This window comes from Pseudomonas baltica (assembly GCF_031880315.1).
GTDB lineage: Bacteria > Pseudomonadota > Gammaproteobacteria > Pseudomonadales > Pseudomonadaceae > Aquipseudomonas.
In genome coordinates, this window is the sequence record NZ_CP134771.1 from 2731879 (window position 1) to 2745030 (window position 13152).

General features: G+C 61.8%; 12 protein-coding genes. 6 read left to right on the top strand and 6 right to left on the bottom strand.

Going from position 1 to position 13152, the window contains the following annotated elements:
• Positions 1 to 36 precede the first annotated feature (36 nt).
• Both REH34_RS12075 and REH34_RS12080 read left to right on the top strand, forming a co-directional pair.
• A complete protein-coding gene (locus tag REH34_RS12075; RefSeq protein ID WP_311971764.1) occupies positions 37 to 1755 on the top strand; it encodes an FAD-dependent oxidoreductase in 1719 nt (572 codons plus the stop codon).
• Positions 1756 to 1824: 69 nt separating this feature from the next.
• Complete coding sequence (locus tag REH34_RS12080; protein WP_311972080.1) at positions 1825 to 2616, top strand: aldo/keto reductase; 792 nt, start codon at positions 1825 to 1827, stop codon at positions 2614 to 2616.
• A 46-nt stretch (positions 2617 to 2662) separates the two neighbouring features.
• Here the strand turns inward: REH34_RS12080 and pcaG are convergent, their stop codons facing one another.
• On the bottom strand, positions 2663 to 3268 hold the full coding sequence (pcaG, locus tag REH34_RS12085) for a protocatechuate 3,4-dioxygenase subunit alpha (protein WP_226506355.1): 606 nt from the start codon (positions 3266 to 3268) through the stop codon (positions 2663 to 2665).
• Between the two features lie 13 nt (positions 3269 to 3281).
• Positions 3282 to 4001 (bottom strand): protocatechuate 3,4-dioxygenase subunit beta, encoded by a 720-nt coding sequence (pcaH, locus tag REH34_RS12090; protein WP_226506354.1) that lies wholly within the window; start codon positions 3999 to 4001, stop codon positions 3282 to 3284.
• Between the two features lie 164 nt (positions 4002 to 4165).
• Between pcaH and REH34_RS12095 the strand changes: the two genes are divergently transcribed.
• Positions 4166 to 5059 (top strand): neutral zinc metallopeptidase, encoded by an 894-nt coding sequence (locus REH34_RS12095; protein WP_226506353.1) that lies wholly within the window; start codon positions 4166 to 4168, stop codon positions 5057 to 5059.
• A gap of 140 nt (positions 5060 to 5199) precedes the next feature.
• On the opposite strand, the gene REH34_RS12100 is transcribed toward REH34_RS12095, so the two are convergent.
• From REH34_RS12100 to REH34_RS12115, 4 genes are all read right to left on the bottom strand, one after another.
• Positions 5200 to 6471: a carbohydrate porin gene (locus tag REH34_RS12100; RefSeq protein WP_311972081.1), complete on the bottom strand. Its 1272-nt coding sequence runs from the start codon at positions 6469 to 6471 to the stop codon at positions 5200 to 5202.
• 221 nt (positions 6472 to 6692) lie between these two features.
• Positions 6693 to 7286 (bottom strand): HAD family hydrolase, encoded by a 594-nt coding sequence (locus REH34_RS12105; protein ID WP_311971765.1) that lies wholly within the window; start codon positions 7284 to 7286, stop codon positions 6693 to 6695.
• Entirely contained in the window at positions 7283 to 8152 is an 870-nt protein-coding gene (gene tesB / locus REH34_RS12110; RefSeq protein WP_226506351.1) for an acyl-CoA thioesterase II, read from the bottom strand. Before tesB ends, REH34_RS12105 begins: the two co-directional genes overlap by 4 nt.
• Positions 8153 to 8220: 68 nt before the next feature.
• Entirely contained in the window at positions 8221 to 8784 is a 564-nt protein-coding gene (locus tag REH34_RS12115; protein WP_226506350.1) for a GNAT family N-acetyltransferase, read from the bottom strand.
• A 93-nt stretch (positions 8785 to 8877) separates the two neighbouring features.
• Between REH34_RS12115 and REH34_RS12120 the strand changes: the two genes are divergently transcribed.
• The 3 genes from REH34_RS12120 to REH34_RS12130 all read left to right on the top strand — a co-directional run bounded on the left by REH34_RS12120 (position 8878) and on the right by REH34_RS12130 (position 13150).
• On the top strand, positions 8878 to 9789 hold the full coding sequence (locus REH34_RS12120) for a histone deacetylase (protein WP_311971766.1): 912 nt from the start codon (positions 8878 to 8880) through the stop codon (positions 9787 to 9789).
• 129 nt (positions 9790 to 9918) lie between these two features.
• On the top strand, positions 9919 to 11193 hold the full coding sequence (locus tag REH34_RS12125) for a TIGR03862 family flavoprotein (RefSeq protein ID WP_409373287.1): 1275 nt from the start codon (positions 9919 to 9921) through the stop codon (positions 11191 to 11193).
• 322 nt (positions 11194 to 11515) lie between these two features.
• On the top strand, positions 11516 to 13150 hold the full coding sequence (locus tag REH34_RS12130) for an ABC transporter ATP-binding protein (protein ID WP_311971767.1): 1635 nt from the start codon (positions 11516 to 11518) through the stop codon (positions 13148 to 13150).
• Positions 13151 to 13152: the final 2 nt, after the last annotated feature.

Here is a 13152-nt window from a genome sequence, read left to right on the forward strand (position 1 = left end):
GCCCCCAAGCCGAACCGAGTGCGAGGAGCAATGTTGATGTCTGCCCGCCCAGTGATACGCGCCACCGTCGATTGTGACGTGCTGGTGATCGGTTCCGGCGCCGCCGGCTTGGCCTGCGCCGTGACGGCCGCCTGGCATGGCCAAAAGGTGATTCTGGTCGAGAAAGACCCAGTGTTCGGCGGCGCCACCGCCTGGTCCGGTGGCTGGATGTGGGTGCCGCGCAATCCGCTGGCGCAACGCGCCGGCATCAACGAAGACCCGGCCGCGCCTCGCACCTATCTCGAACACGAGCTTGGCGAACATTTCGACGCCGCGCGGGTCGATGCCTTTCTGCACGCGGCGCCGCACATGGTGTCGTTCTTCGAGCGCCACACCGCGCTGCAATTCGCCGATGGTAACGGTATCGCCGACATCCATGGCGATACGCCCGGCGCCGGCACCGGAGGCCGCTCGGTGATCGCCGCGCCCTACAACGCCTATCAGCTGGGCAGCCTGCTCAAACGGCTGCGCCGCACGATGCGCGAGACTTCGTTCCTAGGCATGCCGATCATGGCCGGCGCCGACCTCACCGCCTTCCTGACCCTGACCCGCTCGTGGCGCTCGGCGCTGCATGTGGGCAAGCGCTTGACTCGGCATCTACTGGGCCTGGCCATTAAGGGTCGGGCCACGCATCTGGTCAATGGTGTGGCGCTGGTGGCGCGGTTGGCCAAATCGGCTGAGGACTTGGGCGTGCTGCTGTGGGAATCGGCGCCGGTTACCGAGCTGATCCACGAACAAAACCGTGTCGCCGGGGCCCACATCGATACGCCAAAAGGCCCCGTGGCGATCCGCGCGCGCAAGGCCGTGGTCCTCGCAACCGGGGGCTTCGCCAACGATATCGAGCGGCGCAAGGCACTGTTCCCCCGCACGCCGACCGGTGCAGAACACTTGGCATTGCCGCCGTTGGGCGCCAATGGCGACGGCCTGCGCCTGGGCGAAAGCGTCGGCGCGCAAGTGGCCACCGACCTCGCCTCGCCCGTGGCCTGGTGCCCGGTCTCGGCGGTGCCCTACGCCGATGGCAGTGTCGGGCATTTCCCGCACATCATCGAGCGTGGCAAACCGGGGATCATCGGCGTGCTGGCCAACGGCAAGCGTTTCGTCAATGAAGCCGGCGGCTACTACGATTACGCCAAGGCCATGGTCGAGGCCGCGCCCGGTGAAGAAGTCGCCTCATGGCTGATCTGCAGCCAGCCGTTCCAGCGCCGTTATGGGCTGGGTATCTCGCGGCCCTTCCCCATTCCGGTGGCCCCTTATGTGCGCTCCGGCTACCTGAAGATCGGCAACACGATCACCGAGCTGGCCCACGCCTGCGGTATCGATGCCGAGGGCCTGAATGCCACGGTCAGTGAATTCAACCGCCACGCTCGGCTGGGCGAAGACCCTGAATTCGGCCGCGGCAGCACAGCCTATAACCGCAAGCAGGGTGACGCGTTGCACACACCCAATCCCTGCGTCGCGCCTATCGAGCAAGGGCCGTTCTATGCAGTCAAGGTCCGGCCGGGCAGCTTCGGCACCTTCGCCGGGCTCAAGACCAACGCGCACGGGCAGGTGCTGGATGCCGACGGCCAGGCCATTGCCGGCCTCTACGCCGCCGGCACTGATATGGCCAGCGTCATGGGCGGCCACTACCCGGCGGGCGGTATCAATCTCGGCCCAGCCCTCACCTTCGGCTACATCGCGGCACGCCATATCGCCGGCGTTTGTGCTTATGAATAGCCGCCGGTGCCCGTTACCCGTCACAAGGAGATCAACGTGGACAACATCACCAACAAGCTGAACCTGAAAATGCCCAAGCTGGGCCTCGGCACCTGGCCCATGCTCGGCGATGAATGCACCGATGCCGTGGTGCAAGCGCTGGAACTGGGCTATCGGCACATCGACACCGCCGCCGGTTACAACAACGAAGCCGCAGTGGGCAAGGCGCTGGAGCAGTCGAGGGTGGCGCGCGAGCAGATCCACGTGACCAGCAAGGTCTGGTGGGACAAGTTGCAGCCGGCCGACATGCGCGCTTCGTTCGAGGCCACCCTCCATGCGCTGCGCAGCGATTACGTCGATCTGTTCCTGATCCACTGGCCGGGCAAGGACTGGGACCTGCCCAAGACCATCGAGACGCTGGTGTCGTTCAAGGAAAACGGCAGGGCACGCAATATCGGCGTGGCCAACTTCCCGCTGCCGCTGCTTAAAAAGGTAGTCGAGGAGCTGAATGCGCCGCTGGCCGCCATCCAGGTGGAGTACCACGTGACGCTGGGGCAGACCGCGCTGCTCGACTACGCCCGCCAGCACGATATGGCGCTGACCGCGTATAGCCCGTTGGTGCGCAACAAGGTATCGCAGATCGCCGAGCTACAGCAGATCGCCGCCAAGCACGGGGTGCTGCCGACGCAGGTGGCGTTGAAGTGGCTGCTGGATCAGGCGAATGTGGCGGCGATTCCGAAGGCCGCCAGCCAGGCCAACCAGCGGAACAATCTTGAGGCGTTGAAGGTGCAGCTGGATGATGAGGATCGGGCGCTGATTGCAGGGTTGCCGAAGAATCAGCGGCTGGTGAACCCGGATTTCGCGCCGCAGTGGGATGCCTGACAGCATTGACTGCCGCGAGGGGCTTGCCCCCTCGCGACATCATCGATCAAAAATCGAAAAACACAGTCTCGCCTTCGCCCTGAATACGAATGTCGAAACGATAGGCCAGTTGGCCGTCGACTTCGCAACGCTTGGCGATCAACGTTTCGCGGCGGGCCGGTTGCTCGATCAGGTTGAGGATCGGGCATTTGCCGTTGGCTTCGGCTTCATCCTCGAAGTACAGGCGCGTTTGCAGGTGGATGTTGATCCCCCGGGCGAACAGGCTGACGTTGATGTGCGGCGCCATCGGCACACCGGCGCTGGTGGTGACCACGCCCGGCTTGATGGTGTTCAGCGTCCACTCACCGGCATCGAAGGTGGTCGCCGTGCGGCCGAAGCTGTTGAAGGCGTTTTCCTGGTTGTATTCGGGCTGATAGCGGCCTTGATGGTCCGCCTGCCAGAACTCCAGGAACGAATCGCGCACCAGGTGGCCATTGCCGTCGTAGACGTTGCCCAGCAACAGGATGTGTTCGCCGGGCGCCTCGGGCTTGGCCAGGCGGTTCCACAGTTCCTGCTCCCGCGGTGGCAGGCCGGCGACCGCCAGGGCCAGGCCGATATGCACGTAGGGGCCGGCGGTCTGCGAAGGGGTTTCATTCAGCAATTGAATAGGCATGAGCGTGTCCCCCTCAACGGTTTTCAAAGTGCGTCTTGCGCTGACCGCGCAACACGATGTCAAAGCGATAGGCCAGGCAATCCATCGGATTGGCGTGGGCCATGTCGAGCCTGGCGATCAGACTCTGTACCGCTTCAGGGTTGGCGATCGACTTGACGATCGGGCACATCGGGATCAGCGGATCACCTTCGAAATACAGCTGGGTGATCAGACGCGTGGAGATCGACGGGCCGCTCACCGACACGTGAATGTGCGCCGGGCGCCAATCGTTCGGGCCGTTGCGCCACGGGTACGGGCCCGGCTTGATGGTGCGGAAGTTGTAATAGCCTTCGCTGTCGGTGAGCATGCGGCCGACACCGCCGAAGTTAGGATCGAGCGGCGCCAGGTAGCGGTCGTTCTTGTGGCGATAACGCCCACCGGCATTGGCCTGCCAGATCTCGACCAGGGTGTGCGGCAATGGCTTGCCGTACTGATCGCACACGCGGCCGGCAAGGATGATGCGCTCGCCGATGGGCAGGCCGCCATTGTTGAAGTTGAGCAGCAGGTCGTGGTCGTGCTCACCGAACTTAAGGTGCGAGAAGTCGGGGCCGGTGGATTCGCTGGCAGTTTGCGGGATGCTGACCAAGGCCTGGCGCGGTGAACGCGGCACAGAGGTCTTGTAGTCGGGGGTCAAGGCTTTGGGGTGCCAGTTACGGTCACGGATTACGAAACGACTAGTGTCTTGATCAGACATGTCGATCTCCTGTTATTTGATTTATTGAGAGCTTTTGCTGTCATACAAAGCCCACGGTCAGGCTTGGTACTAGTCTCAGGGAAAACATCCCGGGCCGATACTGAAAATAACCCTCGCATACATAACCGTATGGTTATGGATAACCCGAATAAAAGGATCTAGCCATGCTCTGGAAAAAAGGCCGGCGCAGCGACAATGTGGTGGACGAGCGCGGCGACGATGGCGGCGGCAGCGGTGGTGGCGGCTTTCGCATGGGCGGCAAGGGCCTGAGCCTGGGCGCAGTGGTGTTGATCGTCGGTTTCGGCCTGTTGACCGGGCAGGACCCGATGCAGATCCTCGGCCAACTGACCGGGCAGATGACCCAGCAGCAGAGCGCCCCAGCCCCGCAAACACGAAGCGCACCGCCGGCCAACGATCAGCAGGCCGAATTCGTGCGCTCGATTCTTGGCGATACCGAGGACACGTGGCAGGCGATCTTCCAGCAAGCCGGCAAGCAGTACCGCGATCCCAAGCTGGTGCTCTTCAGCGGGCGCGTCAACTCAGCGTGCGGGCTGGCCAGCTCGGCTACTGGCCCGTTCTATTGCCCGGCCGATCAGCAGGTGTATCTGGACATGTCGTTCTTTGACGAAATGTCTCGGCGGTTCTCAGCCTCCGGGGATTTCGCTCAGGCTTACGTGATCGCCCATGAGGTCGGCCATCATGTGCAAACGTTGCTCGGGGTGTCCGCCCAGGTCGATGCGGCACGCCAACGCGGGCAACGGATGGAAGGCGATGGTGGCTTGCTGGTGCGCCAGGAGCTACAGGCTGACTGCCTGGCCGGGGTGTGGGCCAACCACGCTCAACAGCGTCTGAACTGGCTGGAGCCGGGGGATATAGAAGAAGCGCTGAATGCCGCCAATGCGATTGGTGATGATCGGCTGCAGCAGCAGGGTCAAGGGCGCGTGGTGCCGGATTCGTTCACCCACGGTACCTCGGCGCAGCGGGTGCGCTGGTTCAAGGCGGGGTTTGCGCAGGGCCAGATAGGGCAGTGCGATACGTTCAAGGCGAAGAGTTTGTAGCTTAGTTATGCGGCGTTGCTCCCGGCCTCTTCGCGGGCAAGCCTTGCTCCCACAATACGGTTCCAGCGCCGTACACCTGTGGAAGCAAGGCTTGCCCGCGAAAAGGACCGCCCTGCGACCGCAGATATCAATGACCCAACCTAGAACGTCGCTTTGACCTGCAACCCCACCAGCAGCGCGTTGCCTTGATGGGTGCCGTAAAACGCCCCCGGTTCGATCACGTATTGCACATCCGGGCGCACCAGCAGCCAAGGGGTGATCTGCGCGCCGTAGCTGGCTTCCAGCAGTTGCTCGCCGCTATCGAGGTTGTCGATATTGTCGGCGCTGGCCAGGTCGGCGGCCTGCTGCTCCTGCACGTCGCGGGTCCGCGGGTTCAGCACCGCGCGGCCGTAAGCGAAGCCCAGGGTGTCGTGCTCGCGGTTGGCGAAAGTCTTGTGCAGCACCACGCCGGCCGAGTACCAGTGACTGAACGGCGACGTCGCCTTGTCGGTCTGCGTGGCCTGGGCGAACAGGTGCAGATTGCGCGTCGAATCACCGCTGTCACGCCACACGGTCTGGTCGGCCAATACATAGGCGCCGCTGCGGCCACTGTTTTCATGGCTGCTGCCGATACGCGTGGTATTGGACGTGTCGTAGTACCAGCCGAATTTGTACTGGCCTTCAAGCGCGCCGCGGTAGGTATACACCGCCTCGATCGGCAGGATATTACCGGTGGCGCCGTAGGACTTCATGGTCCATGCATAGCGCGATTGACTGTTGCTGGCCGCATCGACCTGGAAGATCGCAGCCTGCACCATCCACTCCGGCGTCAGCTGATACTTGAGCTCGGCGCCCCAATGCGCGTTCGGGTAGTTGCCCCACCCGCTACCACCGGACATCGACAACGGGTGCGCGCAAAAACCGGCGCTGACAAAGCTGGTGAGGATGCCCATGCCGCCGAAATCGTTGCCCATGGCCATATAACCGACTTTGGCTTCCAGGTCCGGAGTGAACAAGGAGCGGGCGTAGCTCAGTTCGGTCATACGGGTGTAGTTGTAGCCGGCAGTTTCCTGTACAGCCAGACGGTTGCCCACCAAATCGTCAGAAGCGCTGTTGCCGCGGCGATCATTGATGGTCACCTGTACGACACCGGCGTTCGGCGTATCCAGCAACTTGCTCAGGTCAAAGCGTGCGCCCATGCGAACCTGCTGGGCGTAACGGGTACTGCGCTTGATACCACCATGCAGATTGTTGAAGGTTTCCGAGACATAGTCGGCGCTGAGCTTGACGCCCTCATCTTCAAGCTTTTGACGCTCGCCACCCCAATCACCGGTCATGTAGGGCCGGGTGTAAAAGTCGTCATCGGCAGCGGATGCACCTGGGCTGATCAACAGCGCGCTCAGGGACAGGCCGGCGACCAGACTGGAGGGCATCAGGGAACGAGGGGCAAAAGTAGGCATAGGTCTCTTTAGACAAATCATGTGACAAGCCGTCGCAGGGAGGGCTCTGGTGCGCGGCATGATAGAGACACAGAGGGGCGGGATTAAGCGGGCGAAGTGAAAATGATTATTGCCGAAACATGACGGAATGTTCCGACTGGTTAATTTATTTACATGGCATCAGCGCCGACTGCAGCGAGGGGGCATGCCCCTCGCTACCGAGAGATCAACCGCGCCAGCGCGTGGCAATCTTCAGCATGCCAGTCGGTCAATTCCGGCCAGGGGTTTTGCGGGACATTGACCAGCACCGTGCGCGCGCCGGCAGCGCGGCCGCAGTCCAGGTCGAAGCGATAATCACCCACCATCACCATCTCGCTCGGTGCCACGCCCCAGCGGCTCGCCAGCTGCAACAGGCCATCGGGATCGGGCTTGGGCAGCGCCTCGTCACGGCCGATGATATCGGCCACCGGGAAGCATTCGTCCAGGCCGATCGCCGCCAGGGTGACGTGTGCCAACTCGCGGGCATTGCGGGTCAAAATGCCTAACCGGCAACCCTGCGCGGCCAGCTCGCGCACCAGTGCCACCGCACCCTGCGCCGGTTGCGAGGCTACGGCCAGTTCGCGCTCGTGCTCCAGCAACCAGGCGTGCTTGGCGCGGCCCTCTTCGGCCGGCAACGCCGCCAGGTGGGTGAGAATGTCGTCCTCGGCAGGGATCGCCAGGGCTTGGCGAATGGCCGCGAAGTCGTGCACGGCGATGGTCAGGGTGCCGTCCATGTCGAACACCCAGTGGCGCACATCGGCCAGACTCATGACCAATCCTCGCGATGACGAATCAAGCCTTCCTGCGCGGATGAGGCCACCAACTGGCCCGCCTGGTTATAGATGCTGCCACGGGCGAAACCGCGGCCATTGCCGGCCCACGGGCTGTCCATGGCATACAGCAGCCATTCGTCCGCGCGCAGCGGACCGTGGAACCACAGCGCATGATCGAGGCTGGCGAGCTGCATGTCGCGGTGCCACACCGATTTGCCGTGGGGCAGCAACGAGGTGGTCAGCAGGTTGAAATCCGAGGCGTAGGCGAGGATGTACTTGTGCAGCGCCGCGGTGTCCGGCAACGCGCCATCAGCGCGGAACCACACGTATTTGAGCGGGTCACCGGGCTTGGGATTATAAGGATCGCGCTCAGTGACCGGGCGCACCTCGATGGGCTTGGCGCACAGCAGTTTTTCGCGCATGTGCTCGGGGATCAGGTGCGCGACCTGATGCATCATGTCCAGCTCGGTGGGCAGGTTGTCCGGCCCCACCACCTCGGGCATCTGCGCCTGATGGTTGAAGCCCTCCTCGGCGCTCTGGAACGACGCCGAGCAGAAGAAGATCGGCTTGCCCTTCTGCACGGCGGTCACCCGCCGAGTACTGAAACTGCCGCCATCACGGACCTTGTCGGTCATGTAGACCACCGGCAGCGAAGCATCGCCGGGGCGCAGAAAGTAGCCATGCAGCGAGTGCACCTGGCGCTCGGGATCTACCGTTTGAGTGGCCGCCGACAGCGATTGACCCAGCACCTGGCCACCGAACAACTGGCGAAACCCCAGGTCCTGACTGCGACCACGGAAGATGCTTTCTTCAACAGGCTCCAGCGACAGCATGTCGACCAGATCTTCCAGCACATGGCTCATGTCTCACTCCAACAGCGAATTCAAGAGGGAAATCATACAGGGTGAACGATGGCAGTGGCCAACCACACTCAGAGCGTCGCCTGCCACTGCTCGCGGGTGATACGGTACAAGCGTTGCCGCTGCAACGGGTGCCCCTCGGCCAGCGCGGGGTGGTCGAAATCGTCGTCGGCATCGCGGCGCATGCCGATTGCCTGCATGACTTTCTCCGATGGCACGTTGAGTTCGGCGGTAAACGCGACGACCTCCTCCAGCTCCAGCTTGCCGAAACCGCAACGCAGCGCGGTCCAGGCTGCTTCGCTGGCGAACCCCAGGCCCCAATGGTCGTAGGCCAGGCGCCAGCCAATCTCCACTGCCGGGGTGAAATGCGCGTCGAAGCTCACGGTGCTTAGCCCGGTAAAGCCGATGAAGGCGCCGGTATCCTTGCGCTCCAGCGCCCACAGGCCAAAGCCGAATTCGGCGAAATGTCCACGGATACGCCCGATCACGCCCGCGCTTTCGAGGCGGCTGAGCGTGCCGGGAAAGTACTTCATCACCCGTTCATCCGCGCACATGTCGGCAAAGGTATCAAGGTCGGCATCGCGCCACTGACGCATCAGCAGGCGCGCGCTTTCGAGCTCTGTAATTGCCATCATTCCCTCCCTGTGGTGCCTGGTTGATCCGAACGGGGCTGGTCGCGAGCGCCGTGCTGCTGGCAAGATGGGTCATCCTCGCCAATCGACGCGCCCATGCACCTGCCCCTTATTTACCACGAAGATTACAGCCCGGACTTCCCGCCCGATCATCGTTTTCCCATGGACAAGTTTCGCTTACTGCACGATCACCTCATCGCCAGCGGCGTGACCCGCGATGAGGACTTGCTGCGTCCGCCGTTGTGCCCGGCCGAGATCCTCGCCCTCGCCCATGCGCCTGAGTATATAGAGCGATACATGAGTGGCGAGTTGTCCCGCGAAGACCAGCGGCGCCTCGGGTTGCCTTGGAGCGAAGCGCTGGCACGACGAACGGTACGCGCCGTGGGCGGCTCGCTGCTGACCGCCGAGCAAGCGCTGGCCCATGGCATGGCCTGTCACCTGGCCGGCGGCACCCACCACGCGCATTACGATTACCCGGCGGGTTTCTGTATTTTCAATGATTTGGCAGTCATCAGCCGCTACCTGCTGGCGGCAGGCAAAGTCTCCAGGGTGTTGATTTTTGATTGCGACGTGCACCAGGGCGACGGTACCGCGCGGATTCTCGCCGACACCCCCGAGGCCATCACCGTGTCGCTGCACTGCGAAAAGAATTTCCCCGCGCGCAAGGCGCAAAGCGACTGGGATATCCCCTTGGCCATGGGCATGGGCGACACCGAGTACCTGCAGGTGGTCGATGACGCGCTCAACTACCTGCTGCCGCTGTATCAGCCGGACCTGGTGCTGTACGACGCCGGTGTGGATGTGCACAAGGACGATGCCCTGGGCTACCTGAAACTGACCGATGAAGGGGTGGCCGCGCGCGACGAGCGGGTCCTGCGCCACTGCCTGGGCCGCGATATTCCGGTCATGGCCGTGATCGGCGGCGGCTACAGCAAGGACCGCGAAGCGCTGGCGCGGCGCCACGGCATCCTCCACCACAGCGCCAAAAGGGTTTGGGAAAACAGTTAGTTACTCACATTGGCTGTGGAACGGCCTGTGGATAACCTGAGCGCAAGGCCACTGCGCCCAAGCAGGGCAAGGCCCAGAGAGCGCTGTACGTTTTTTGTACAGCCACTTCCCCCGGATGGCTGAGGTAGAATGCCCGGCAATTTCAGCCGATACCTGCGCGCCATGACTTCTGCCCCGTCCTCCTCTCGCGTCGCCATCATCGGCGGCGGCCCCGCCGGCCTGATGGCGGCCGAAGTGCTCAGCCAGGCCGGGGTGCCCGTCGACCTGTACGACGGCATGCCATCGGTGGGGCGCAAGTTCCTGCTGGCCGGTGTGGGCGGCATGAATATTACCCATTCCGAAAGCTACCCGGCGTTCGTCGGCCGCTATGGCGGGCAGTCGGATTGGGTCGCTTCGTGGCTGCGGGCTTTCGATGCCGATGCAGTGCGGGGCTGGATTCATGGGCTGGGGATCGAGACCTTCGTCGGCACTTCCGGCCGGGTGTTCCCCACGGACATGAAAGCCGCGCCCCTGCTGCGCGCCTGGCTCAAGCGCCTGCGCGATGCGGGAGTAGTTATCCACACCCGGCATCGCTGGCAGGGATGGTCGGCCGATGGGGCGCTGCAGATCAGTTATCCACAGGGCGAGCTGGCGCTGCGGCCACGCGCTGTGGTGCTGGCGCTGGGTGGTGGCAGTTGGGCGCGGCTCGGCTCCGACGGCGCGTGGCTGCCATGGTTGCAGACCCAAGGCGTACAGGTCGCCCCTTTGCAGGCCGCCAACTGCGGCTTCGATGTGGTCGCCTGGACCCCGCTGCTTGTGGACAAGTTCGCCGGAGCACCGCTGAAGAACGTCGCTATCGGCTTGGCCGGCAATTCAATGCGTTTAGGCGAGTGCGTGATCACCGCGACCGGTATCGAAGGCAGCCTGATTTATGCGCTGTCGTCGGCTATCCGCGAGGCGATCAACCTTGACGGTGCGGCGACTGTGCACATCGATCTGCTGCCCAGCATGACTGTGGATAAAATCGCCAGCCTGCTGGGCAGGCCGCGGGGCGCGAACTCGATGGCCAAGCATCTGCATAGGCAGGTGCATATCGATGGGGTCAAAGCGGCCTTGCTGCGAGAGTTGACCAGCAAGGACGACTTTGCCGATCCGCAGGCATTGGCACGGGCGATCAAGGCACTGCCGCTGACACTGGTGAAAGCGCGGCCCATAGATGAGGCGATCAGCACCGCCGGTGGTGTGATGGCTGCGGGGCTGGATGAGGGGTTGATGCTAAAGGCCATGCCGGGGGTGTTTTGTGCGGGAGAGATGCTGGATTGGGAGGCGCCGACTGGGGGGTATTTGCTGACGGCGTGTTTCGCCAGTGGGCGATGGGCGGCCCAGGGTGTTCTGAGCTGGCTTCGCGCCAACACACCCCTCTAGCGAGGGGGCTTGCCCCGATTACGGTGTGCCAGACAGAACAGATGCGAGTGACACGACGTATTGGGGGCGAGCCACTAGCTACAGAGAACGTCGACAATTTCAATGTCGAATGGATCGACAACATGCTGTTTCCAACCCCCCTACATCAAAATCGGAAACTTCCTACAAGTCCGTGATTTTTTTGATACAAGACATGTAATCCAGAACCCCCTACTGGACACTTCAATCACAGATGTTAAGTTCAGCACCGCTGCTCGACTGAACAGGCCGTTCGACTCCCGCCGCACACCTAATTAAAAGTCATATATTAAAAGGGGCCATTGTGCTCGACTCAGTCTTACTTAAAAAAATCCATAAAGACCTGACTCAAGATTTCGCCCGCAATCATCTCGGCGCCCTGTCGATCAGCATCGCTGTCATCGTGGGTGCGGTCATTTTTGCCGCACTCGCCCCCCTTGCCATGGCACAGGTGATTTCGGGCATTGCCAACCCGCACTCACAGCCGGCCTTTTATATTGCAGCCTTTATAGCCTTGAAGCTGCTGGGCAGGGCGTTGAGCGATGTACGGTGGCGGGTGGTCAACCCGCTGCTGTACACGGCCACTTATCAATACTGCCGCACGATTGTTCAGCGCATCAATGCGACCTATAAGGCTAATAACGGTTTTGCGGAAAGTGCGATTCAGGTTTCTGAACGTACCGCCATTCTCAGCAAGATGAACGTTGGTTCCATGTCGGTCACGCATGGGTTGTTTGTGATCATATTCCCGGCGCTCATAGAGATCGCTATCGTCTTTGGCGTTATCTACTGGTTCATAGGCCCGACATTCATCGCTTATTTTTTGATAGCCGCAGTCATCCTGTACATCGCCACCCATCTTGGACGAGAACGGGAAGTTCAATTAGGGGGCACTTCCTACCGTTGCGACAATGAAGTACTGATGTATTGCGGTGAAATTCTGGCCAATTCCAAGCTCAACCGCGAAATGGGCGCCGACGCTTACTTCAAGACCCAACTGGATGGATTGATTCATTCGTCGCTGGAGCAACATCAGCTACTGTTCACGCAAAAATATGTTCGCGCTACATATCTGTCGCTGGCGGTCTGCTTCGCCTACGCAGCTGTCTTTGCCTGGGCGGGATGGTTGATTCAGGAGCAGGCGATCGTGGCCAGCCAGCTGTTTTTGCTGGTGGTCTATCTGGACCGGGTGCTGGCGCCCATCACTGGCGCGTCTTCGGCGATCAACAATATCCAGCACGGGCTGATTTCCATTCGGGCGGGCTATGACCTGCTGGATGATCTGCTGCGCAAGTCGGGCAATGAGCCCTTTATGCATGGTCAGCAGCGCTGGAAACGGGTGTTGCTCAGCGATGTAGCTATATTCGAGGTGCAAGACGACAGCCTGCATGTCGGCATGGGTAAACATATCCGGCTGACGGGCGCTTCGGGTGCAGGGAAGTCCACCTGCCTGCGGCGGATCTATAAACACTTGATCGATGGCAATCAGATTGACCACCAACGCATTCACTATCTAAGCGCCCAAGTGGAGTGGATCAAGGGGTCGGTATTCGACAATATCGCGCTGCAGCATCCGGAAATTGGCACCGACGACGTTCAGCGGGTACTGGATCAATGGCGCTATGGCTTCGGCAATCGAGCGTTGGGGCTGGATCAGGCGATGGAGGATCTGTCGGCTGGGGAACGGCAGTGGGTGGCGATAGTGCGCAGTTTATTGCGCGGGCCGAGGATATTGTTTCTGGACGAGGCAACCAATTCTTTCGATATGCGGACCGAGCCGCAGGTGTGGAAGTATCTGCTTGCCCATATCAGCCCGCAAACGACGTTGTTCATCGTGACTCACCGGGGCGAGAGCCCGATTGGGGTGGATCATGAGGAGGTGGTTTGTGGTCACGCGGAGGGAGTAGGCCAAGTCGTTTCGACGAGACCAGTCTCATAGAT